Here is a 23,165-nt window from a genome sequence, read left to right as displayed (position 1 = left end):
CCGCTCCCCCCGGGCATCCGTGTCGTTGGGCCTTGACGAGGCGCCCGGCGGGCGTCCTCGGCCTCGCCACCGGGACCCGGGTCCTCGCGCTTGCATCCCGCGAGGACCCGGCCGGACCACCACGCGAGGAGAACCCCCGCCGGGTCCGCCGTACCCACGAGCGGGCCCGACGGGGAGCCGCGCTTCGGCTCGCTCGCTCCGGGGACGAGCGAGCCGAAGCACGCCCGGCGATACCCTCCCGGGCCGAGAACGCCGCCGGTGGTCGGGTGGGGTGGTCGCGGGTCGACCACGCGGCCCGGCGCGCGGTGTGGCGCCCCCGGCGGCCGGGCGGGGGCTAGGCGGCGGCCGTCGGGGTTCGGCGGATCGCCTTTCCGGCGAGGGTGTTCGTGCGCCGGCCGTCCTCGATGACGAACCTGCCGTCGATCAACACGTGCGGGATTCCCGTGGGCGGCACGCGTGGGTTTTCGAACGTCGAGCCGGCCGCGACCGTGTCCGGGTCGAACAGGACCAGGTCGGCGCGGTATCCCTCGCGGACCAGACCCCGGTCGGGCAGGCGCAGTCGGGCCGCCGGACGCGAGGTCAGGTGCGCCACGCACTCCTCCAGGCCCAGGACCCCCAACTCGCGGACGTACCGGCCGAGATACTGCGGGAAGGTGCCGTACGCGCGCGGGTGTGGCTTGTCCCCCTGAAGGATTCCGTCGCTGCCGCCGGTGTGGACCCGATGGCGCATGATCCGCCGGACGTTCTCCTCGTGTCCGACGTGCTGGAGGATCGTCGAGCCGAGCCGGTCGCCGATCAGCAGGCGTCGGGCGGTGACCCACGGTTCCTCGCCGCGCTCGGCGGCGCTGTGCGCGACGGTCCGGCCCACATAGGCTTCCAGCTCCGGGTCGGTGATACCGGACATTTCAATCGTGTCCCATTCGATGGGGACACCGTGGCAGCCGTCGGAGCCGATCTCCTCCAGGTGGTGGCGGATCCGCTCGGCCGTGGCGTCGTCCCGGAGCCGGGCCAGGGTCGCTTCGGGGCCGCCCTCGTTCGCCCAACTCGGCAGCACGGCGACGAGCGTCGTACAGCCGGGTGTGTAGGGATACGTGTCGAGCGAGATGTCGCAACCGTCGTCCAGCGCCGCGTCGAGCAGGGCCAGGAGGTCGGGGGCCCTGCCCTTGTTCACGCCGAAGTTCATCGTGGCGTGGGCCAGGTGGAGCGCGCAGCCGGCCGCCTTCGTGAGCCGCACCATCTCCTCGTACGCCTGCAGCGCCCCGGCTCCGTACGAGCGGTGGTGTGGGCAGTAGTAGCCGTCGTATCGGGCGACGACGCGGCACAGTTCGGCGAGTTCGGCGTCGTCCGCGTACATCCCGGGCGTGTAGGTGAGCCCGGACGACATGCCGACCGCGCCCTGTTCCATGCCCTCGGCGACGAGCTGTTTCATCCGCGCGAGTTCGGTGTCGGTCGCGGGCCGGCCGTCCCACCCCATGGCGTACATGCGCAGCGTGCCCTGCGGGATGAGGTAGGCCGCGTTGACCGCGATGCCCTGCCCGCCGAAGTTCCGGTCGAGGCGGTCGAGGTAGCCGCCGACGGTGCGCCAGTCGAAGTCGATGTCGGAACCGTCGCCGTTCCAGCCGGTGATCGAGCTGCGCACCTCGGCGAGCGTGCGGTCGTCGACGGGCGCGTACGACAGCCCGTCCTGGCCGAGGACTTCGAGCGTCACCCCCTGTGCGGCCTTGGCGAAGTGGTCCGGGTCGCGCAGCAGCGCGAGGTCGCTGTGCGCGTGCATGTCGATGAAGCCGGGCGAGAGCGCGAGGCCGCCCGCGTCGAGGGTGCGCCGGCCGGACAGCCGGGGACCGCCCGCACGCCGGATCTCGCTGATCCGACCGCCGTCCAGACCCACATCGGCCCGGTAGGACGCGCCACCGGCGCCGTCGACGACGCGTGCATCGCGAATGACGAGGTCCATGCGACGGCTCCTAGAACAGGGTGTGGATGTAGTCGGTCACGGTGCCGTCGGCGGCGACCAACGGGATCAGCTGCCATTTGTCGAAGGAGGTACAGGGGTGCGACAGGCCCATGCCGAGCCAGTCGCCCACCTCCAACTCGGCGCCGGCGTCGGTCGTGACCCAGCCGTGCTGGTCGGAGAGGCCGGTGACGGCGATGCCGGTGGCCGGACGCACCGAGCCGTCGCGCGCGGAGCGCACGACCTGTGCCTCGGGCAGGTCGAGGTCGTAGGCGGCGTCGCGCTTGCCGGCGTTGACGAACGCCTGCGTCGCGGACGGGCGGGAGACGACCTGGGCCCACAGCCGGAAGGCCGGCTGGAGGGCGCCCTCGTCGGGGACCCGGTTGAACGGCGTGATGTGGCGATAGTGGCCGTCGTCGTGCGAGACGTACGCTCCGGAGCGCAGCAGTCTCAGGGCCGGGCGGGACAGGGCGGGAAGCTCGGCGAAGACGTCGGCCACCGCGTCGAACCAGGCGCTGCCACCCGCGCTGACCACGATTTCGTCGAGCTGCTCGAAGCGGCCCTGCTTGTCGAACTCGGCGGCCAGGGACGTCAGTCGGCGCAGCCACGCGCGCACCCGATCGCCGTCGGCCCGCGGCACCTCGCCCTCGTAGCCGGCGACGCCCGCCAGGCGCAGGACCGGGGAGGCGGCGACCGCGTCGGCGATCTCGCCGCACTCGCTCTCGGTGCGGGCTCCGGTGCGGGCGCCCTCGCCCGCCGCGAGTTCGACGACCACGTCGACCGGGCGGCGTGCCCCGGCGGCGCGCAGCGCGGCGTCCATCAGCGCGACGCCGCGCACGGAGTCGACGTAGCAGAGGAACCGGAAGTCCGGGTCGGCGTCCAGTTCGGCGGCCAACCAGCGCAGCGCCGCCGCGTCGACCACCTCGTTGGCGAGGAAGATCCGCGGGACGCCGAACGCGCGGGCGACCCGGGCCTGGTGCGGGACGGCCACCGTGATGCCCCACGCGCCGTGCTCGAGTTGGCGGGCGAACAACTGCGGGGCCATCGACGTCTTGCCGTGCGGGGCGAACGCCAGGCCGTGCCGTCGCGCGTACGTCTCCATCAGGGCGAGGTTGTGCTCGACGGATTCGGCGGACAGGGCCAGGACCGGCGTGGTGAAGCCGCCGGTGAACAGGTTGCGGCGCTCGGCGGCCAGTTCGCCGACGGTCAGGCCCTCGGCGTCCGGTGGCAGGGCCTTGAAACGGTGGTCGACACGCTCGTCCGCGAGCTTGGCGAGCCGTCCGACGGCGTTGTCGGCAGCCATGGGCACCTCCGGAGTCATCGTTGCATCCTGTGCAACGGCCATTGCGTATATCGCTCGGTGCTGTCTAACATCCGAGCCAACGCCGGGTCAATGGTCGGCGTCGCGCGGCCGTCGACGAGGCGGATGCGACCGCCCGATGATCTTCGATCATCCGATGAACCAGGAGCCCGAGCGATCGTGAGCGTGACCGCACCAGGAACCGTCGACGTCGTCTGCCTCGGCGAGTCCATGATCACGTTTGTGCCCTCACGCTCCGGCCGCCTCGCCGACGTACCGTCCTTCGAGCGCGGCATAGGCGGCGCCGAATCCAATGTGGCGTGCGCCCTGGCCGCGGCCGGACACCGTACGCGCTGGCTCAGCCGGGTCGGCACCGACGGCTTCGGCGACCACCTCGTCGAGGCGGTCGCGGCGTACGGGGTCGACACGTCGGCCGTCCGGCGCGACCGGCTCCGTCCGACCGGCGTCTACTTCCGCACGGCGGGCGAACGGGCCGTCGGGGACGGCGACCGGGCCGCGCCCCACACCGCGGCCTCGGCCGTCGCGATCACCGCCGAAGCCGCGGCGGAGGCCGATCCCGCCGCGGAACCCGTCGCGGAGGTCGTCTACTACCGCGCCGGTTCCGCCGCCTCCGCCATGTCGCCCCGCGTCGTACCCGACCGGGACCTGTGGTCGGGCCGCATCCTGCACGTCTCGGGCATCACCGCCGCCCTCTCCGACGACTGCCTCGCGCTCCTGCGCGAGGCGACCCGTCGCCGGCCCGGTCGGCCCCTCGTCTCCTTCGACGTCAACTACCGCGTGAACCTCTGGGACGAGCGCCGGAGCGTGGCCGCCGAGCCCGCCGTCCTGCTCGACCTCGCCCGCGGCGCCGACCTGGTCTTCGTCGGCGAGGACGAGGCCGAGGCCGCGTGGAACATCCGCGGCGCGCACGCGATTCGGACCGCGCTCCCCGAGCCGGGCGTCGTGGTCGTCAAGCAGGGCGGCGCGGGCGCCACCGTCTTCACCGACGACGGGCCGTCGGTCTTCGTGCCGGCCCTCACCGTCGACATCGCCGCTCCCGTCGGCGCGGGCGACGCGTTCGCGGCCGGGTTCCTGTCCGCGACCCTGCGCGGCCTCCCGGTCCACCGGCGCATCCGCCACGGCCACCTCATGGCCGCCGCCGCACTCACCGTCGCGGGCGACCTCGCCGTCCCGCCGCCGCGCGCCGTGGCCGATCGGCTGGCGGCGCTGGACGACGAGGCCTGGGGCAGACTGCGTCTCGGCCCCGGCTGGACCGAGCCCACCGCCACCGGGGCGGACCAGGAGGTATGTACGCCATGAGCCAGACCGTCGACCGAGCGCTGAGCATCCTGCCGCTGCTGGCCCAGGGGCCCGCGGATCTCGGACAGGTCGCCGAGCGCCTCGGCGTCCACAAGTCCACCGCCCTGCGTCTGCTCCGCACGCTGCACGAGCACGGCCTCGTCTACCGCCAGCAGGACCAGCGCTACCGCCTCGGCGCACGCCTGTTCGCGCTCGCCCAGGAGGCCGTCGAGAACCTCGACGTCCGCGAGATCGCGCACCCGCACCTGGTCGCGCTCAACGAGCAGTGCGGGCACACCGTCCACCTGGCGGTGTACGAGGAGAACGAGGTCCTCTACATCGACAAGGTCGAGAGCCGCTACCCGGTACGGATGTACTCGCGTGTCGGCAAGCCGGTCGCGATCACCGTCGCCGCCGTCGCCAAGCTGCTCCTCGGCGACCTGCCCGAGCCCGAGCGGCGCGCCGTCGCCGAACGGCTCGACTACCCCATGTACACGTCCCGTTCGATACCGAACGCCGCCGCGTTCCTCAGGGAACTGGCGACGGTCCGCGAACAGGGCTGGGCCACCGACCTCGGTGGCCACGAGGAGTCCATCAACTGCATCGCGGCCCCCGTCCGCGGTGCGGACGGTCTGGTCGTCGCCGCCATGTCGGTCTCCGCGCCGAACGTCGTCGTCACCGCCGAGGAACTCCTGACCCTGCTCCCGCTGGTACGCCGCACCGCCGACGCCATCACGCGGGAGTACTCGGGCACCACCCACCCCCCGCGATGACCGCTCGACGACCGCGCCGCAGGCGCACGGTCACCGCCCCGACCCGGAAGGCACGCTCATGACCGACAAGCTCGAAAAGACCGCGATCACCCCCTCCACCCACACCGCGCCGCCCGCCCGGTTCTCCCACGGCGTGCGCAAGGGCAACATCCTCCAGGTCGCCGGTCAGGTCGGGTTCCTCCCGGCCGTCGAGGGCCGGGCGCCCACCCCCGCCGGTCCGACCCTGCGCGAGCAGACCCTCCAGACCTTCGCCAACGTCAAGGCGATCCTGGAGGAGGGCGGGGCGAGCTGGGACGACGTGATGATGATGCGCGTCTACCTGACCGACACCGGCCACTTCGCCGAGATGAACGAGATCTACAACGCGTACTTCGAGGAGCAGGGTCTGACCGCGCCCGCCTCCGCCCGTACCACCGTGTACGTCGGCCTCCCCGCGGGTCTGCTCATCGAGATCGACGCGCTCGCCGTTCTCGGCTGAGACCTCTTGCCCGTATTGTTCCCGGTTGTCCCCCACGGCACGGCGCCCTCCTCCCCCATGGCGCCGTGCCGCGGTCCCCCCTGCCCCACGCGCCCGGAAACCATGAGGTCCCCTCCGTGCTGTCCACGCTGCCGGCTTCGACGCCGCCCCCCAAGTCCCCACCGCACACCGGCGGTCTTCTGCTCCTGTTCGACGGCACGGCCGCCCTGCTGACCGTCGCGACGCTCGGCATCGCGCTCCTTCTCTACCTGATCATCAAGGTCAGGCTCCAGCCGTTCGTCGCGCTGCTCGCGGTCTCCATAGCCGTCGGCCTCGGCGCGGGGCTGTCCGTCACCGAGCTCTTCGGTACCGTCCAGAAGTCCGCCGCCGTCTCGGTCATCGAGTCGGGCATGGGCGGCATTCTCGGCCACGTGGCGATCATCATCGGCCTGGGCACGATGCTCGGCGCGATCCTCGAGGTGTCCGGCGGCGCGGAGGTGCTGAGCACCCGCCTGCTGAACCTCTTCGGCGAGAAGCGCGCGCCGCTCGCCATGGGCCTGACCGGCCTCATCTTCGGTATCCCGGTCTTCTTCGACGTCGGCATCTTCGTGCTGGCGCCGATCGTCTACGCCGCCGCCAAGCGCTCCGGCAAGTCGATCCTGTTGTACGCGATGCCACTGCTCGCCGGTCTGTCGATGACCCACGCGTTCCTGCCGCCGCACCCCGGGCCCGTGGCCGCGGCGGGGCTCTTCGACGTCTCGCTCGGCTGGGTCATCCTCATGGGCGTCGTCGTGGGCGTCCCCGCCGTGCTGGCCGCCTGGGCGTACGCCGCGTGGATCGGCAAGCGCATCTTCGTCGACGTCCCGCACGACATGGTCGAGGCCGCCGCGGAGGCGAAGGCCGCCGTAGCCGCCGAGCAGGCCGCCTCGGGCATCGAGCCGCCGGAGAAGCCCGTCGCCCTCGGTACGGTGCTCGCCATCATCGGCACGCCGCTCATCCTGATCCTGGGCGCGACGTTCTCCTCCATCGCCTTCGACCCGTCGACCGTGCGTTCGGTCATCGAGTTCTTCGGCAACCCGTTCGTCGCCCTCACGATCGCGCTGATCCTCGCGTACTACCTGCTCGGCATCCGCCGGGGCTGGTCCCGCAAGTCCCTCGAAACGGTGTCGACCGCCTCGCTCAAGCCCGTCGGCAACATCCTGCTGGTCGTGGGCGCGGGCGGGGTCTTCGGCGCGGTCCTCAAGGCGTCCGGTATCGCGAACGCGCTCGCGACGACCTTCGACAACGTCGGCCTCCCGGTCATCGTCCTCGCGTGGCTGATCTCGGTCGTCCTGCGCGTCGCCCAGGGTTCGGCGACCGTCGCCATCGTCGCCACCTCGGGCATCGTCGTGCCGCTGGTCGAGGGTCAGGACATGTCGCAGGCCCACCTCGCCCTGATCATCATGGCGATCTCCGCGGGCTCCATCTTCGCCTCCCATGTCAACGACGGCGGGTTCTGGATGGTCGCCAAGTACTTCGGCATCTCCGAGCGCGACACCCTCAAGTCCTGGACGGTCCTCGAAACCGTCCTGTCGGTCGCGGGCTTCGCGGTCGCGGCGTCGCTGAGCCTGGTGATCTAGCACCGCACCGTCGCCCGAACGTCGCGGCCGGCTCCACGCGGGTCGAAGGCCGTCCTCCCGGAAACGGGAAGGCGGCCTTTCCGGTTACCGGGTCGGGGGCTTCGGTGCGTTCTCGGTCAGGGATCGCAGGCCCGAGGTGAGGCGGCCCAGCAGCACGGGAAGGGCCTCACGGTCGGCTTCGGGCCAGTCTCGGGTGACTTCGGCGATGACGTCGCTCCACGCCGACCAGATCCTGCGCAGCGTTTCCTCGCCGTGGTCGGTGAGTTCGAGGGCGGCGGCGCGGGCGTCGTCGGGGTCGGGGGTGCGCCGCACGAATCCGGCGGCGACGAGTTCGGCGACCTGACGGCTGAGGGTGGTGCGGCCGACCTCCATCCGGTCGGCGAGGTCGGACAGGCGCACCGGCTGGAAGTCGCCGATGCGGGTCAGGGCGAGCACCAGGTGCGTGGGGACCCGTACGCCGGCCTCGTGTCCGACACGTTCGACCAGGCGGTCGTCCCGGGACACGCGCACGAGGTCGCGCAGGGGCGGGATGACCGAGCGCAGCCAGACACCGTGCGGCGAGTCGCCGCCTATGGCGGCCTCGCTGAGTCGGGGGCGCGGGTCGGGCTGGGGGGTGGTGTCGGTCATCTGGGCTTCCCGGGTCGCGTCGCGTGGTGCCGGGCGGCCCGGCGGGGTCCACCCTAGCAAGATAGTTGCGTCAGTGTCGCAACTGTGGTTCGGTGCAGGGCCGGGCAAACCACCGAAAGGAGCCTCGCCGTCATGAGCGATCGCGAGCAGCGGGCGAAGACCGTCGCGAATTTCTGGCAGGGTGTCGACAGCCACGACTGGGACCTCGTCGCGTCCACCCTCGCCGACGATTTCGTCCGCATCGGCATGCGCGACAACGAGGAGGACACCTGCCGCGGCAAGGACGCGTACATCGCGTTCGTGTCCGGCGTGATCGGCCGCACCCGGGCCCACGAACTGCGGTCGCGCTTCACGTTCCTCAGCGACGACGGCCGCTACGCGTTCAACGAGGCGGTGGAGACCATCACCTACGCCCGGGGCGAGCAGCCGCTCGCGATGCGCTTCGCCAACTACCTGGAGTTGAACGACGACGGACTGATCAGCAAGCTCGACATCTTCTGGAAGACGCCGTCCACGATGCCGCCGGACTGGATCACCGTCGACTCGATCATCGGCGACGACCCGGCCGCCGAGACGGCGTAGCGCCCGGAGAGCGCGGCGGCACCGGGTGTGGCGCCGCTCCCCCGTCCGAGTTCGCGGACGCGTCGCCCGAGTCTCGGAACTCCCTAGCGTCCGAGCCGTGTTCGAGATCGGCGCCGACCGGCACCCGGGCGCCGCGACCCGGTCACGGGGTGAAAGGATCGGCGCGGCCGGGTGGTCGGCCGGGCGGATCCGACGAAGGAGCGGCACGATGAACGCGGAGCAGTGGTCCCCGACGCGGGCCGACGCGATCGACACCACCACGCCACACTCGGCGCGGATATGGAATTTCTGGTTGGGCGGCAAGGACAACTACCCGGTCGACCGGGTGTTGGGGGCACGGTTACAGGAGTCGTTCCCGCAGATCGTGGACATCGCCCGCGCCTCCCGCCGATTCCAGGCGCGTGCGGTACGCCATCTCGCCGAGACGGCCGGGATACGGCAGTTCCTCGATCTGGGCACCGGGCTGCCGACCGCGGAGGCCACCCACGAGGTGGCCCAGCGGGCCGCCCCGAAGTCGCGGATCGTGTACGTCGACAACGACCCGATCGTGCTCGCCCATGCCCGGGCGCTGTCGACCGGCCGGTCGGAGGGGGCCACCGCGTTCGTCCCGGCCGATCTCACGGACGCCGAGACCGTGTTGCGCGAGGCCGCCGAGACGCTCGACCCGGCCCGCCCGATCGCATTGTTGCTGCTGTCCACGCTGGGCCACGTCACCGACGACACCGAGGCCGCCGGCCTGGTCCGGACCTACCTGGACGCGTTCCCGTCCGGCAGCCACCTCGTGCTGTGCGACACCATCGAAACGCCGGACACGCGGGCCGCGTCGGACGAATACGCCGACGGCGGCGCCCTGCCGTACGTCTCTCGGCCCGCCGACGTGCTGCGCTCGTTCGCCGACGGCCTCGAACTCCTGGAACCCGGCTTCGTCTCGATCACCCTGTGGCGCCCCGACGAACCGGTCACCACGACCCCGGTCGACCAGTGGGGCTTCGTCGCCCGCAAACCCTGACCGCGCCGCGCGGGTCCGCCCGCCGGGACGCCTCGACGTTCTCGGCGCGACGTCGGATCCGCTCGCGCGGTCGCGCTCAGACGTCGATCACGAGTCGCGCCGACACGGAGCGCGAGACACACGGATACATGCGGCCGGCGGGGGCGCCGATGTCGTCGCGGTGGTCCGGGACACCCTCGACGACGGCCACCTCGCAGCTCGCGCACACCCCTTCGCGGCATCCGGACGCGAGCGGGCGGCCCGCGCGGGCGAGGGCGTCGAGGATCGTCTCGCCGGGGGCGACCGTGACCCGGTCCCCGGAGCGGGCGCAGACCACCTCGAACGGCGTGTCCGGGGCGAAGGTCTTCTCGGCTCGGCGGAATCGTTCGAGGTGCAGGCGCTCCGGGGGAAAGGCGGCGCCGCAGGCGTCGAGCATGCCGGCGGGCCCGCAACAGTAGACCGAGGTGTCCGCCGGGAGCCCGCAGGCCAGTTCGGCGAGATCCGGGCGGCCGTCCCGTTCGGTGGCGATGACGCGAGCGCGGTCGGCGAGGGTGTCCCGGATCTCCCCGACGAAGGGCATCGCCTCCTCGGTGCGGCCGATGTAGACCAGCGTGGCCGCCGTGCCCGGGCGATCGGCGACGGCCCGCATCATCGGCAGGATCGCGGTGATGCCGATGCCGCCGGCGATGAAGAGGTATCCGCGTGCGCCGTCGAGCGGAAAGTTGTTGCGGGGCCGGGAGATCCGCACGCGACGTCCGGGGCGAAGGAACAGGTTGACGTATTCCGAGCCGCCGCGGCTGAGCGGATCGTGGCGTACCGCGATCCGGTAGCGGTCGGGGTCGGTCGGCGATCCGCACAGTGAGTACTGGCGGGTGAGCCAATTGGGGAGCGACAGGTCGATGTGTGCCCCGGGTTCCCAGGGGAGCAACGGCAGTTCGGTCCGGCGCAAGGTGATCACGGCGGTACGGCGGGCCACCGATTCGATCCGTTCGATCAACGCTTCCTGCATGGGTGGTCGGCCTCCTCAGTACAGCGTGTGGTAGTTGTCCTGTACGGCCCGGTCGATGAGGGCGGGTTCCACGGCCAATCCGAGCTGTCCGACGGCCACTTCCCCGACGGAGGGCATCTCGTCGGCCAGTGCCCGGGATTCGGGCTCCCACAGTCGCGAGCGGATCAGCGCCCGGCCGCAGTGGAAGTAGGCCTCGGCGACCTCGATGATCAGGGCCAACGCCGGTGCCTTGCCCTCGACCTGCATACGCGCGAGCACGTCCGGGTCGTCGCTGGGGTAGGCGTGCCCGTTGACGCGCAGGACCTCACGGACTCCGGGCACCAGGAACAGCAGTCCGACGCCGTCGTTCTCGGCGAGGTTGTGGAAGGAGTCCGCGAGTTTGTTGCCGGGGCGGTCGGGCAGGGCCAGCGTGCGCTCGTCCAGGACCTTCACGAATCCCGGGTAGTCGCCGCGGGGAGAGCAGTCCGGGAGGCCCGTGCCGTCGGCGGTCGCCAGGGCGACGAACGGCGAGTGCGCGATGAAGCGGTGGAAGTACGCGTCGATCCGATCCAGCTTCTTGGCCTTCGCCATGGGATCGGGGCTGCCGATCATCGCGCGCACCGTGTCGGGCGTCAGGCGGCGGTAGCGGAGTTCGGTGGTGCTCATGGCCATCCCTTGCATAGCTTCGGTCAGGTTAGCCTTTCCTACTGTTATCACTGGTAACAGTGATCGATGGTAACAGTAGCAGCCGGGGTGGATAACATCGAGAAGACGACGGCCGGGAAGAGGGAGCACGCAGCCTTGTTGCGACGCGCGGATGTGGTGGAAGGCGCGATCGCGCTGCTGGACGCCGAGGGGCTCGACGGGCTGACGACCCGCAAGCTCGGCGCCTCGCTCGATGTTCGGGGTCCGGCCCTGTACCGGCATTTCCCGAGCAAGGAAGCGCTTCTCGACGCGATGGCCGACCGGCTGCTGGAATCGGTCGTCGCGCCCGTGCCGGACGGGCCGTGGGACGAGCAACTGATGTTCCTGGCACGGCGGTTGCGCGCCGCGTTGCTGGCCCATCGGGACGGCGCCCGGGTGGTGGCGGGTACCTACGTGGCCGGGCCCAACACGCGCCTGCTCGAGGACGCGCTCTTTCGGATCCTGGAGGCCGCCGGCTTCCCGGCCGAGCAGGCCGGATGGGTCACGCTGACCTGCGGCCACTACGTACTGGGCCACACCATCGAGGAACAGGCCCAGGCCCGGCTGTCGGCGACGGGCGCCTGGACGGAGCGCAAGCACGACCTGGTGCGCGGTCGGGCCGAGTCCGAATACGCGCGCACGGCGCTGACGTCGGCCTTCGACGCCGATCCGGGCGAGCGCTTCGAGTTCGGCGTGGGGCTGCTCCTGGACGGCCTCCGCCGCCGACTCCTCGACTCGACCGCTCCGCCCCCGGCGGCCGACGCCCGAACCGCCGATGCGCCGGCGCCGGCCCGCGACGGGGCTCCCGGGGCGTGCGACGATGGCGGCGACGGGACGTGAACCGGGCGGAGGTCGACGTGGGGCTGTGGAATCGACGAGGTGCGCCGGACGACCCGGCGAACGAACCGGCGGGCGATCCCACCGAGGCGCTCGGGGCCCTGGGGCTGACCGCCGACCGCACGGCGGAACTCGCCGCGACGCTCCGGGGACCGGTGACCGAGGTCGTGCTGCGGGATCTGCCGCGGATCGAACTCAGCGCCGCGCCGCGGTGGTTGCACGCGACCCGGACGGTGATCGGATCCGCCGCGCCGGCGCTGGTCCGGGACATGGTGCCCGGGCTCGACGCCGAACAGGCCGCCGCGGCCGCGTTCCACCCGCACCTGCTCCCCACCGTCGCCTTCGAACTGCGCCACCGGCGCGCCGCGTCGCGTCGGGCCAAGGACCCGGGCGCGTTGGCCCGGACCGGCCTCGGGGCGCTGAAGCTGAGCTTGGCCGTGCCGACCGGCCGCGCGCTGGTGCACGACCACATCGCCGCACGCATCGGCGCGGACGCCGCGAAACAGCTCGCCGCCGGTCACGCCGAAACGATTCGCTCGCTCGCCCTCGTCGACCCCTCGGACCGTGCCCGCCGACACGAACCGGCCTGGGGCGCATGGGGTTTGCTCGACGTGCTCCAGGCCCTGCTGCGCAACCGCGAAGCCCTCGGGGAGCCGGCGCTCGCGGTACCGGCGCCGCCGACGCGCCCCGGAGAACCCGAGGCGGTGCCGTCCACGGTCGCCGAACTGGGCCTGATCCTGTGCTGCTCCGCGGCGATCGCCCTGATCGAGGCACTGCCGCCGACCGACTGAGCCGCGGGCGTCGTGAGCGGCCGCGTTGCGTCGTGGGGTCAGGTCCGCGCCGGGTGGCGTGCGCGCGGCGGGCTTTCGCCGAGGAGTTCCAGACCCAGTGAGGTCAGCGCGTGCAGGACCGCGCCGCCCCGGCGGGTCGTGGTGATCAGCCGGGCGTTGCGCAGCACGGTCGCGTGTTGGCTCGCGGACGCCGCCGAGACGTTCAGCCGACGGGCCAACTCCGTGGTCGTGCAACCGTCGTTGATCACGGTCAGCGCGGCGGCCCGGGTCTGCCCCAGGAGTGCGCCGAGCGCGCGGTCGTCGCCCGCGCCGGGTTGCCACAGCCCGGCGCCGTCCCGGAGGTCGCGCACCGTGGGCACGGCCAGTATGTACGGCGCGGCTTCGTCCTGGACGTCCCAGAGCACCGCCGACTCCTGCCAGACGAAGAGCGTCGGTGCGATCACCAGGCCCCGGCCGCCGAGCACGATGTCGTGGTCCTTGCGCCGCCGGATCTCCAGGACCGGCGGATTCCAGCGGATGAACGGCACGTACAACCCGGCCAACAGGCCCTCGACACCGCCGTCGAGCAACGCGCGGGTATGGCGGCTGCGGGCCGCCTCCAGATGCGAGCGCACCCGCTCGTGGAAGGGCGCGACCGTCACGTCGTGGCAGGCGCGCAGCGCCCGGGCGAACTCGCGGCGCGGTTCGAGGGCGCCGTCCAGGAAATCGCGCACCCAGGTCGAGTGGGCGGGATCGAAGGTCAGGTGCGCCAGTTCCGCGCGTAATCGCGCGCCGGGCACCGCGAGCAGGTTCTCGATGCCCTCGTCGAGGGAGGGCGAGTCCCCGACCAGCGTGCGCAGATCCAGGCCCGGGCCGCGGATCGGCAGCAGCGCGGTGAGCGGACCGGGCGCCGCCTCCAGGCGCGCGGCCACCTCGGCGCGCCAGGCCCGGAAGGGCAGCGGTCTGCGCGGACCGTGCAGCAGTTCCAGGCTGTGGTAGGTCTCGGCCGCCGCACCGACCGTCGTGGCCAGTCGGGTCCGGGCCAGGTCCTCCGCGGTGAAGTGGATCCGCAGCACTCGTGCACTCCGAGGGTCGGGGGCGATTCGTCCGGGACGCGCCGTACGCCGCCTCCCGTTCGGTGCGTACCTCATCGGGAGGACCCCGACAGTGTGCGTCCTCGGCGGCGCTCCGACCAGCGGGTTTCAGCCCAGGCTGAAAGGCGTTTTCAGACGACGCCCGATCGACCAGGATTCGGGAACGAGGTGAGCGGACAACGTCGTCCGCCCGCCGGCACACGCGAGCCGGAGTGGAGGGCTCCGGGTGCGAGGCACATGGGTACGGGCGACGGAATCGGCCGAGGATCCGACACGGGGCGGAAGCACGGGCCGAACAGGCACGCCGCCCGAAACCATGCGGCGATCGCACCCGGGTCACGACCCCGTCCGACGGGGAGGGACGGGAATTCCACCGGGCTCGAATCCGGCCGGAGGTGGGCGCGTATCCGCCCACCTCCGGCCGCACTCCGGCACGCGGCGCGCGTTGCGCGCTGTCGCGATCGGTCTCCATGCGCCGTATCAGGCAAATACGCCGTATCGATGCAAGCGATGTATCGTCGGCGGCATGTTGGTGTGGGAGCGGGAGGAGCCGCCGAGTCGGCCGGTGCCGGCGCCGTTGAGCCGGGAACGGATCCTGGGAGCGGCGATCGGGCTGGCCGACGTGGACGGCCTGGAGGCGGTGTCGCTGCGCAAGGTGGCCGCCGTGCTGGGCGTCGGGCCGATGCGGCTGTATGGCTACATCGCTACCAAGGAAGAGTTGCTCGACCTGATGGTCGATGCGGTGCACGCGGAGATTCGGCCGGTCGGAGACGGTTGGCGCGAGGCGCTGCACTCCCTCGCCGAGACCACCCGGCAGGCCGCCCACCGGCACGAATGGTTCGCCGATCTGATCGGTGGGCGACCCCGGCTCGGGCCGCACGCGCTGGCCAGGGGGGAGGCCGTGTTGGCCGCGATGGGCGACATCGACCTGGACATCGTCGTCCCGGCGGTCGACGCGGTCGACGCGTACGTGATCGGCGCGGTGCGCCGGGAGATCACCGAGTGGCGCGCCGAGCGGGCCACGGGGATGGACAAGCGGCAGTGGCAGGCCACCTTCGGGCCCTATCTGGAACGGGTCTTCGCCACCGGCCGCTTCCCGGCGCTGGAATCGGTGGTCCGCGACGGGCCACACCCCGACCCCGACGAGACCTTCCGGACCGGCCTCGACTTCATCCTCGACGGCATCGAGGCCCGCATCTCGAACTGACGCACGGCGCGTTCCCCCGGTGTGGCGGCGTGGCTGCGGGTGGTCGGGGGGGACGGGGTCCGGCTCCGGGGGTTCGGATCGACGAAGTCGCGCTTCGGGCCGCGATCGTGCGACGAACGCACCGTCGACCCGTGCGCCCTGCTCGACCCCGCCTCCCCGGTGGTCCCGGAACTCCCCCGCCCGTGACCCGCCCCGACACGCCGGCGACCGCGTGCCTCACTCGGCGAGTTCCGCGCGCAGCGCGCCGACCGAGGCCGGATCCCAGCCGGGGCGCGGTGCGGAACCGACCAGCAGCCGCGTGTAGGCGTGTCGCGGGTCGGTCAGGATGTCGGAGGTGCGACCCTGTTCGACCGCCACACCCCGATAGAGCACCAGCAGGTCGTCGGTGACCTGCCGCACCACCGCGAGGTCGTGGCTGACGAACACCAGCGCGACGTCCGTCTCCGTGCGCAACTCGGTGAGCAGGTGCAGGATCTGCGCCTGGATCGACACGTCCAGCGCGGATACCGCCTCGTCGAGCACCAGGACTCGCGGGCGGGCCGCCAGCGCCCGGGCGATGGACAGCCGTTGCCGCTGTCCGCCGCTGAGCCGATGCGGACGCGCGTCGGCCTCGCGGGTGCCCAGGCCGACCTGGTCGAGCAGTTCGCGCACCCGCTTGTCGCGGTCCGCCTCGCCGTGCAGCCGCAGTACGCCGGCCACGCACTGCGCGGCGGTGAGCCTGGGATCCAGCGAGACGTACGGGTCCTGGAAGACCATCTGGATCTCCCGGGCCCGGCGCAGCCGTTCCGTCGCGCCCCGTACGCGTGCCGCGCGCGGATGCCCGTCCACCGCGATGGTGCCCGCGTCCGGGCGGACCAGGCCCACCAGCATGCGCGCGATCGTGGTCTTGCCCGAGCCGGACTCGCCGACCAGGCCGAGCGAACCGCCCGGCGGCACGGTGAAGGAGATGTCACGGGCCGCGACCGTGCTCCCGCCGCGTCGGCCCGGCAGCGCGAACTCGCGGCACAGGCCGTGTACTTCCAGAGCCGGCGTGGTCATGCGCGCACCATCTCCACGGGGTGGTCCAGGTCGGTGCGGCGGCACATCACGCTGCCGCCGCCGTCGAGTTCGCGGGCGACCGGCCGCCAGGTCTCGCACGCGGTCTGCGCCACCGGGCAGCGCGCCACGAACGGGCAGCCGGGGAAGGCGTCGTCCAGCGACGGCGGCCGGCCCGGGATCGGCCGGATCGGGCGCGGGTCGCCCAACTCCGGTGTACAGGCCAGCAGTCCGGCCGTGTACGGGTGGCGAGGATCCTCGAACAGTTGCCCGGCCGTGCGCTCCTCCACGACCCGTCCGGCGTACATCACGTACACCCGGTCGCAGTAGGCCGCGGCCAGGTGCAGGTCGTGCGTGATGAACAGCAGGCCCAGGCCGCGCCGGGTGCGGTGCTCGCGCAGGATGGCCAGGATCTCGGCCTGGGTGGTCACGTCCAGCGCGCTGGTCGCCTCGTCCGCGAGCAGCAGTTCGGGGTCGCCCGCGAGCGCCGCCGCGATCACCACCCGCTGGAGCATCCCGCCGGACAACTCGTGCGGGAATTGCCGCATCCGCTCGGCCGGCCGCACGATGCCCACCGCGTCGAGCAGCCGCAGCGCCTCGGCGTACGCCTGCGCCTTCGGCCGGCCCAGGGTGTGGATCAGCCGCTCGGTCAGGAAGTCGCCGATCCGGCGCACCGGATTGAGCGAGGAGCGTGGATCCTGGTGCACCATCGCCACTCGGCGGGCGCGCAGGTCGCGCAGGTCGCCGGGACCCAGGGTGAGCACCTCCTGCCCGGCCACGCCCACCCGGCCGCCGATCCGCGCGCCGCGCGGCAACATCCGCAACACGGCCTTGGCGGCGGTGGACTTGCCGGAGCCGGATTCGCCGACCAGGCCCACCACTTCGCCGCGGTCCACGCGCAGGCGCACCGCGTCGAGCACCGGGCGCCGCGCTCCGACGCCGGGCAGTTCGACGGTCAGGTCCTCGATGTCCAGCAGGCGCTCGTGGTCGAACCGGTGCTCCGCGGCCGCGTTCGCTTTCTCGACCATCGTCATCGTTCCCTCACCCCCAGGCGGTCGGAGATCCGCACGCCGACGACGTTGAAGGCCACCACGACCAGGGCGATCGCGGTGCCGGGCACCAGGGCCGGCCACAGCGCGCCCCGGACCAGCGCGGCCTGCCCCTCCTTGACCATCAGCCCCCATTCCGAACTGGGCGGCTGGGCACCGAAGCCCAGGTAGCTGAGCGTGGCCATGCCCATCAGCACCTGGCCGAACATCAGCACCAGGTAGCCGATCAGCGACGGCGCCAGATTGGGCACGAGCCGCCGGACGCAGATCGCGAATCCGCCCATGCCCTGCACCCGATAGGCGTCGATGTAGGGCTTGGCCCGCTCCGCGAGCGCGATGCTGCGGGTGTACTTGGCCACCACCGGCGAGTAGGCCAGCGCGAGCGCGACCACCGCCGTGGTCAGCCCGTCGCCGAACACCGACACGATCAGGATCACGAACAACAACCCGGGGAACGCGAACATCACGTCGGTGACGCGCGAGACGAACGCGTCCACCCAACCGCCGTGCCAGGCGGCCAGCGTGCCCAGCGCGATGCCGATCACCGACGCGAGCGCGAGCAGCGCCAGCGGCGCCACCAGGCTCGGTCCGGCCCCGTGCAGCACCCGGGAGAGCAGGTCGCGCCCGGACTGGTCGGTGCCCAGCACGTGCGCACCGTCGGGCGGCGCGAGCGAGGCGTTCAGGTCGATCGCGTCCGGCTCGTACGGCGCCAGCAACGGCGCCAGGATCGCCGACGCCGCGGTCAGCAGCAGGAATCCGGCCGCGATCCGGACCGGGATCGGCCAGGTCCGCTTGGGCTTGGCCGGCTCGGGGGATGCCGTGGCGACCGACGGCACGGCGGCTTGGAGGAGGGTCATGCGGCGCTTCCTTCGAGGCGCACCCGCGGGTCGATCAGCGGGTGGACGAGGTCGACGAGCGTGGTGACGAGCATGTACGCGAGCACCATGAGCAGCAGCACGGCCTGGGTCACCGGGAAGTCGTGCGTGTTGATCGCCTGGACGAGGAGCGAGCCCATGCCGCTGATCCCGAACGCGGTCTCCACGACCACGGTGCCCGCGAACAGGCTCGCGGTGATCAGGCCGCACATGGTCACCACCGGCGCGAGCGCGTTGCGCAGCACGTGGCGGCGGATCACCTTGAACTCGGACAGTCCCGCCGCGCGGGCCACGGCGACGTGGTCCTGGGCGTACTGCTCCAACATGCTCTGCCGGGTCACCCGGCTGACCACGGCCAGTTCGCCCAGGGCCAGGGAGAGTGCGGGCAGGGTCAGATGGTGGAGCCGGTCGCCGAAGCCCTCGCCGGCGCCGGTGACCGGGAACCAGCCCCACTGCACGCCCAGGAAGGCGACCAGGGCCAGCGCCTTGACGAACTTGGGGATCGACGCCAGCAGCGTGGTGACCGCGACGACGACCCCGTCGACCCGCCCGCCGCGCACCGCGGACAACACGCCGAGGGCGACGCCGGCCACGACGAACAGCACGGCGGAGTACGAGACGAGGAACAGCGTGGTGGGCACGCGGGAGGACACCAGGTCCGCGACCTGGTCGTGGTATTGCATCGAGCGGCCGAGGTCGCCGTGCAGGACGCCGCCGATCCAGTCCCCGTACTGCACCCACAGCGGGTCGTCGAGGTGGTAGGCGGCCCGGACGGCGGCCAGCTTCTCCGGCGTCGCGTCCTCCTGGCCGCCGACCAGGAACGCGGCCGGGTCGCCGGGGGCGGCGTAGATGGCGCCGAAGATCACGAAGGACGCGGCGAGCAGCGTGACGAGCAGCCCAAGGGTGATGCGCAGGGCGCGGGCGGGCATGGGGGACACCTCCGGGGGCGGGGAAACGGGCCGGGGCGCGCCGGTGGGGCCGGCGCGGGACGTCAGCCCTTGGCGCCGAGGTCGGCCAGCCACGGGTAGGCGACGTTGCACATCGACGCGGGGGCGCCGGTCAGCTTGGTGCTGGTGACCAGCACGTTCGGCACCTGGACCAGCGGCAGCCACACCGCGTCGGCGGTGAACCGGCGCTCGGCCTCGACCAGCAGTCGGGCCCGGGCCGCGTCGTCGGTGGTGCGCAGCGCCTCGTTGACGACCGAGTCGTACTCGGGCGAGCTGAAGCCGACCCAGTTGTTGTTCGAGCCGGTGAGCGCGTTGTCGTAGAAACCGGCCGGGTCGGCCTTGGAGATGTACCAGTCGTCGGCGAACATGTCGACGCTCTTGCGCAGCGCCTGGTCGGTGTAAAGCGAGGTGAAGTCGGCGCCGGACATGGTCTTGATCTGGGCCTTGAGACCGATCCGGTGGGCCGCGTCCACCACCGCGTTGGCGATCAGGTTGCGGGTGGGCGTGCCGTCGTTGGCGATCACGAGGGTGGGGGCCGCGGGGCCCAGTTCGGTGACCAGCTTCTTCGCCGCGTCCAGGTCGGCGGCGGTGGGCTGCGCCGGGGCGCCCTGGAGGGCGTCGTAGCCGGCTTGGAAGGTGGCCTTCTCGTAGCCCCACGCGCCCGGGCCCAGGGGGGTCTTCCAGGGGGTGGCCAGACCGGCGAAGGCCGCCTTGGCGATGCCCTGGCGATCCAGCGCGAGCGAGAGCGCGCGCCGCACGCGCGGGTCCTTCATGCCGCCGCGCTCGGTGGGGATGAGCGTCCAGGCGCGGGAGGAGGAGCCGTAGGAGACGGTGAGCGCGCCGTTGCCGGCCAGGGGCGGGACCGCGCTCATCGTGGTGAGGTAGGTGCCGTCGGCGGCGCCGGTGGTCATGCTGTTGACCATGGCGTTCTCGTCCGCCCAGCCGAACGTGGCCGAACGCACCAGCGGCTTGCGGGACTTGTCCCAGTAGGCGTCGTAGCGCTCCAGGGTGATCCGGCTGCCGGCCTTCCATTCCTTGAGCGTGTACGGGCCCGTGCAGGCGTCGGTGCGGCCCGGGGTGCCGTAGTCCTTGCCCGCGGGCTCGGCCTGTTCGCGGTCGAGCACGACGCCCGCGTTGCCCGCGAGGGCCTTGGTGAACAGCGCGTCGGGTTCCTTCAGGCGTACGGTGACCTCGGTGTCGCCGGTGCGTTCGATGGTGCTCACCCGCTCGAACTCGTCCGACTCGTTCCTGCCCTCGGCGGCGTGCCGTCGCAGGCTCCACACGACGTCGTCGGCGGTCATCGGCGAACCGTCGTGGAAGGTGACTCCGGCGCGCAGCTTGAGGACGAGCGTGGTGGGGTCGGTGTAGGTCGCCGAGTCGGCCAGGTGCGGGCGCATGCTCAGGTCGGGTTGGGTCTGGAACAGTCGTTCGCAGACGTTCGCGAGCAGTGCGTTCGAGTCGCTGTCCGAACGCACGTCCAGGTCCAGCGACTTGGGTTCCTTGGCGAGCAGCCATCTGACGCTGTCCACCGGGCCGGTGCCCTTGGCGGTGGTGTCGGTCAGCGCGAGGTCGGCGGGCTTGCCGGGGGTGCCCGCGGCGGGGTTGCCGCCGGCGGTCTTGTCGGAACAGGCGGTGCTCAGGCCGAGCAGGGCCGCGAGGCCGAGCGCGGCGAAGGTGCGGGTGCGGGTGCGGGACATGCGACTCTCCGGGGATGCGGGCGTGCGGGGACGCGGGGACGCGGGAATGGGCGGTGCCGGGAGCGGGTGGTTCGGGCCCCGCCCGGAGTGGCCGGCTCGGGCGCCGTCGAAGCGGCGGGTTCAGGCGCCGCCGGGGCCGTCGTGCAGGTTCCAGGGCAGGAGTTCGTACTCGTGATCGCACGGGGTGCCGGCGGTGACGCGGTATTCACCCGTGGTCAGATCGACGCAACTGGACAGGAGCGTCGCCCACTGACGGACCGCCGGTCGGGCCGGATCCGGGTGGGTGCACAACGATTCGGGGTAGCCGAGGTGGTCGGACATCGCGGCGTGGATCAGCTTGCGGGTCTCGGCCGGGTCGCCCGCGTCCCGGCAGCGCCGCAGGCCCGCTTCGGCGCGCGGCACCCGGAGCAGCGAATCCGGAGCCGAGGGGCGGTAGTTCGCGGCCAGTTGGGTGGGCATGAAGGCCTGGTAGTGATTGCCGTGCACGAGCAGGCCGTCGTCGGGATACATCCAGCCGTTGGCGCCGGGGGTGGTCTCGATGTCGATCGCGAAGCCCGCGCGGTGGGTGAGCAGGGCGTTGCTGGCGATGTGTGCGCGGGTGCGGAAGAGCACGTCCAACGCCTCGGCCGGGTTGGCGCAGTCGAGTACGCGGCGCCGGATCAGCGTCTGCGGGATGCCGATCGCGTGGTCGAAGCGTCCGCCGAGGCCGTTGGCGTTGAGGGCGAGGCCGGCCGAGTTGGCGCCCTGCCGGCCGACCTGGCCCGCCTCGACCTGCATCACCACGGTGGGCTTGCCGGGCTGGACCACTCGCACGACCATGACCGTCTCGCGGACGCCGTGGCGCCAGTCCCAGTTCTGGCCGGCGTACACGTGGCCGTCGCCGGAAGCCGGTTCGAGCAGGGCGAACGAGGTGCAGCCGTCGGGGTTGTCCGGGGTCGGCGGCGCCGCCTGCGCGGCCGGGGATCCCATCGCGGCGAAGGTGTCGTCGTAGATGATCTCGCCGCGGGCGTTGAGGGCGAGGATGTCGAGCAGGTCGAGGCCGGCGCCCTCGGCGATCCCGGTCATCTCCTCGACCAGGTCGGGGGCGAAGGCGCGGGACGGGGCGAGCCAGTGTTCGGCGCGGGCGGTGACCTGACGCCAGGTCAGGCCGCCGGCGGCGCCGAACGCCTCGGCGTAGTAGTCGACAGCGGTATGGATGAGCGCGCTCGCCCCTTCGCCGTACTGGCGGCCCCGGCTTCGGGGCTCGCCGCCGATCTCGATGGTCGGAAGGGACACGCCACTCACGTCGTCTCCTGGGGTGCTGGGGGTTGGGGGTCCGCCGTGCGGGGTGTCGCGGGGCTCGCGGCGACACTTGTCGTCCCGGGTCGAAGGGTTCGATCCGAGATTCGGTAACAGTCATTACGGTATCGCGGTAACATGTATTGCTTGTTTCATGAGGAGAGTAATGGTTGATACCGGGGAGTCAAGAGGCGTGAGCGAACAACCGCTGGAGAATCCGGCGCTGGCCCGAGTCCGGGCGGCGATCCGTGAGCAATGGGCCGACCTGTCCCCGGCCGAGCGGAACGTGGCCAGATACCTGACCAACTGCTCCCCCGAGCAGGTGCTCTTCGCCAGCGCCGCGGACCTGGGCGCGACCATCGGTGTCAGCAACGCCACCGTGGTGCGCACCCTGCAACGCCTGGGCCTGGGCGGCCTGTCCGCGCTCAAGCGCGACATCGCCGCCGACTTCGTCACGGACGTGGCCCCCGAGGTGCGGGTCCGGCAGCGGATCACCCAGGTCGGCCAGGACCTCGACGGCATCCGCGCCCGGGTCTACGACGAGGCGATCGAACGACTGGAACACGGCCGGGCCAACCTGGACGCGACGGCCTTCCGCCGGGCCACCCAACTGCTTGCCGACGCCGGCGAGGTGTTGGCGTACGGCGTCGGCGCCTCGGAACTGGCCGGCCGCCACCTCGCGCTCAAGCTCAACCGCATGGGCCGGCGGGCCCGCTTCGTGGGCACCACCGGCTTCGCACTGGCCGACGAACTGCTCACGCTGCGCCGCCAGGACGTGGTGGTGATGTTCGTCCCCGGGCGATTCCTGCACGACATGGAGGTACTGCTGGACCGCGCCCGCGTACTCGGCGCCGGCATCGTGGTGGTCACCGACGAACTGGTCGAGCGCCTGGCCGACACGGCGGACGCGGTCCTGTACGCGCCGCACACCCCGACCGGCATCACCACCGAATCCCTGGCCGCACTCGTGCTCGGCGACGCGCTGCTGCTGGCCGTCGCCTCCCTCGACGAAACCCGCTCCGTCGAGCACTCCCACCAACTCACATCCCTGCGAGCCCAACTCCTCGAACCCGGGGAGGGCCGCCCCAAACGCTGAACCGGGCTCGGC

General features: G+C 72.1%; 22 protein-coding genes. 10 read left to right on the top strand and 12 right to left on the bottom strand.

Going from position 1 to position 23,165, the window contains the following annotated elements:
* Nucleotides 1-334: 334 nt before the first annotated feature.
* Entirely contained in the window at nt 335-1,954 is a 1,620-nt protein-coding gene (locus EMA17_RS02465) for an N-acyl-D-amino-acid deacylase family protein (RefSeq protein WP_126635169.1), read from the bottom strand.
* 10 nt (nt 1,955-1,964) lie between these two features.
* A complete protein-coding gene (locus EMA17_RS02460) occupies nt 1,965-3,254 on the bottom strand; it encodes an amino acid deaminase (RefSeq protein WP_126635168.1) in 1,290 nt (429 codons plus the stop codon).
* A 228-nt stretch (nt 3,255-3,482) separates the two neighbouring features.
* On the opposite strand from EMA17_RS02460, the gene EMA17_RS02455 reads away from it, so the two are divergent.
* The 4 genes from EMA17_RS02455 to EMA17_RS02440 all read left to right on the top strand — a co-directional run bounded on the left by EMA17_RS02455 (nt 3,483) and on the right by EMA17_RS02440 (nt 7,399).
* Nucleotides 3,483-4,571: a sugar kinase gene (locus tag EMA17_RS02455; RefSeq protein WP_246126443.1), complete on the top strand. Its 1,089-nt coding sequence runs from the start codon at nt 3,483-3,485 to the stop codon at nt 4,569-4,571.
* On the top strand, nt 4,568-5,323 hold the full coding sequence (locus EMA17_RS02450; RefSeq protein ID WP_126635166.1) for an IclR family transcriptional regulator: 756 nt from the start codon (nt 4,568-4,570) through the stop codon (nt 5,321-5,323). The genes EMA17_RS02455 and EMA17_RS02450 overlap by 4 nt, the downstream gene beginning before the upstream one ends.
* Before the next feature lie 58 nt (nt 5,324-5,381).
* Nucleotides 5,382-5,801: a RidA family protein gene (locus EMA17_RS02445; RefSeq protein ID WP_126635165.1), complete on the top strand. Its 420-nt coding sequence runs from the start codon at nt 5,382-5,384 to the stop codon at nt 5,799-5,801.
* Between the two features lie 119 nt (nt 5,802-5,920).
* Nucleotides 5,921-7,399 (top strand): GntP family permease, encoded by a 1,479-nt coding sequence (locus tag EMA17_RS02440; protein WP_246126442.1) that lies wholly within the window; start codon nt 5,921-5,923, stop codon nt 7,397-7,399.
* An 84-nt stretch (nt 7,400-7,483) separates the two neighbouring features.
* Here EMA17_RS02440 and EMA17_RS02435 read toward each other — a convergent pair whose 3' ends face one another.
* Complete coding sequence (locus tag EMA17_RS02435) at nt 7,484-8,026, bottom strand: MarR family winged helix-turn-helix transcriptional regulator (RefSeq protein WP_126635164.1); 543 nt, start codon at nt 8,024-8,026, stop codon at nt 7,484-7,486.
* A gap of 132 nt (nt 8,027-8,158) precedes the next feature.
* Here EMA17_RS02435 and EMA17_RS02430 point away from each other — a divergent pair, with 132 nt between their 5' ends.
* Nucleotides 8,159-8,608 carry a nuclear transport factor 2 family protein gene (locus tag EMA17_RS02430; RefSeq protein WP_126635163.1) on the top strand — a complete coding sequence of 150 codons (450 nt, stop codon included), beginning with the start codon at nt 8,159-8,161 and terminating at the stop codon, nt 8,606-8,608.
* Between the two features lie 208 nt (nt 8,609-8,816).
* A complete protein-coding gene (locus EMA17_RS02425) occupies nt 8,817-9,617 on the top strand; it encodes an SAM-dependent methyltransferase (RefSeq protein WP_126635162.1) in 801 nt (266 codons plus the stop codon).
* A 76-nt stretch (nt 9,618-9,693) separates the two neighbouring features.
* On the opposite strand, the gene EMA17_RS02420 is transcribed toward EMA17_RS02425, so the two are convergent.
* Nucleotides 9,694-10,605, bottom strand: coding sequence for a PDR/VanB family oxidoreductase (locus EMA17_RS02420; protein WP_126635161.1), 912 nt, complete (start codon nt 10,603-10,605; stop codon nt 9,694-9,696).
* Between the two features lie 15 nt (nt 10,606-10,620).
* Nucleotides 10,621-11,250: an MSMEG_1061 family FMN-dependent PPOX-type flavoprotein gene (locus EMA17_RS02415; RefSeq protein ID WP_126635160.1), complete on the bottom strand. Its 630-nt coding sequence runs from the start codon at nt 11,248-11,250 to the stop codon at nt 10,621-10,623.
* A 135-nt stretch (nt 11,251-11,385) separates the two neighbouring features.
* On the opposite strand from EMA17_RS02415, the gene EMA17_RS02410 reads away from it, so the two are divergent.
* Together EMA17_RS02410 and EMA17_RS02405 are read left to right on the top strand one after the other, a co-directional pair.
* Nucleotides 11,386-12,108, top strand: coding sequence for a TetR/AcrR family transcriptional regulator C-terminal domain-containing protein (locus EMA17_RS02410; RefSeq protein WP_218042597.1), 723 nt, complete (start codon nt 11,386-11,388; stop codon nt 12,106-12,108).
* Between the two features lie 17 nt (nt 12,109-12,125).
* A complete protein-coding gene (locus EMA17_RS02405) occupies nt 12,126-12,896 on the top strand; it encodes a hypothetical protein (RefSeq protein ID WP_126635158.1) in 771 nt (256 codons plus the stop codon).
* Between the two features lie 38 nt (nt 12,897-12,934).
* Here EMA17_RS02405 and EMA17_RS02400 read toward each other — a convergent pair whose 3' ends face one another.
* Nucleotides 12,935-13,951: a winged helix-turn-helix domain-containing protein gene (locus EMA17_RS02400; RefSeq protein ID WP_126635157.1), complete on the bottom strand. Its 1,017-nt coding sequence runs from the start codon at nt 13,949-13,951 to the stop codon at nt 12,935-12,937.
* 544 nt (nt 13,952-14,495) lie between these two features.
* Here EMA17_RS02400 and EMA17_RS02395 point away from each other — a divergent pair.
* Nucleotides 14,496-15,176 (top strand): TetR/AcrR family transcriptional regulator, encoded by a 681-nt coding sequence (locus tag EMA17_RS02395; RefSeq protein WP_126635156.1) that lies wholly within the window; start codon nt 14,496-14,498, stop codon nt 15,174-15,176.
* A gap of 216 nt (nt 15,177-15,392) precedes the next feature.
* On the opposite strand, the gene EMA17_RS02390 is transcribed toward EMA17_RS02395, so the two are convergent.
* The 6 genes from EMA17_RS02390 to EMA17_RS02365 all read right to left on the bottom strand — a co-directional run bounded on the left by EMA17_RS02390 (nt 15,393) and on the right by EMA17_RS02365 (nt 22,063).
* Complete coding sequence (locus EMA17_RS02390) at nt 15,393-16,214, bottom strand: ABC transporter ATP-binding protein (RefSeq protein WP_126635155.1); 822 nt, start codon at nt 16,212-16,214, stop codon at nt 15,393-15,395.
* Nucleotides 16,211-17,239, bottom strand: coding sequence for an ABC transporter ATP-binding protein (locus EMA17_RS02385; protein ID WP_126635154.1), 1,029 nt, complete (start codon nt 17,237-17,239; stop codon nt 16,211-16,213). Before EMA17_RS02385 ends, EMA17_RS02390 begins: the two co-directional genes overlap by 4 nt.
* Before the next feature lie 2 nt (nt 17,240-17,241).
* Nucleotides 17,242-18,117, bottom strand: a complete 876-nt coding sequence (locus EMA17_RS02380) for an ABC transporter permease (protein WP_126635153.1) — start codon at nt 18,115-18,117, stop codon at nt 17,242-17,244.
* Complete coding sequence (locus EMA17_RS02375) at nt 18,114-19,064, bottom strand: ABC transporter permease (protein WP_126635152.1); 951 nt, start codon at nt 19,062-19,064, stop codon at nt 18,114-18,116. Before EMA17_RS02375 ends, EMA17_RS02380 begins: the two co-directional genes overlap by 4 nt.
* 62 nt (nt 19,065-19,126) lie before the next feature.
* Entirely contained in the window at nt 19,127-20,779 is a 1,653-nt protein-coding gene (locus tag EMA17_RS02370; protein ID WP_126635151.1) for an ABC transporter substrate-binding protein, read from the bottom strand.
* Between the two features lie 120 nt (nt 20,780-20,899).
* Entirely contained in the window at nt 20,900-22,063 is a 1,164-nt protein-coding gene (locus EMA17_RS02365; protein ID WP_126635150.1) for a C45 family autoproteolytic acyltransferase/hydrolase, read from the bottom strand.
* A 187-nt stretch (nt 22,064-22,250) separates the two neighbouring features.
* Here EMA17_RS02365 and EMA17_RS02360 point away from each other — a divergent pair, with 187 nt between their 5' ends.
* A complete protein-coding gene (locus EMA17_RS02360; RefSeq protein WP_126635149.1) occupies nt 22,251-23,153 on the top strand; it encodes a MurR/RpiR family transcriptional regulator in 903 nt (300 codons plus the stop codon).
* Nucleotides 23,154-23,165: the final 12 nt, after the last annotated feature.

It is taken from the genome of Embleya hyalina (genome assembly GCF_003967355.1).
Taxonomy (GTDB): domain Bacteria; phylum Actinomycetota; class Actinomycetes; order Streptomycetales; family Streptomycetaceae; genus Embleya; species Embleya hyalina.
Note: the sequence above shows the minus strand (reverse complement) of the source record. Positions and strands in the feature narration are given on the sequence as shown.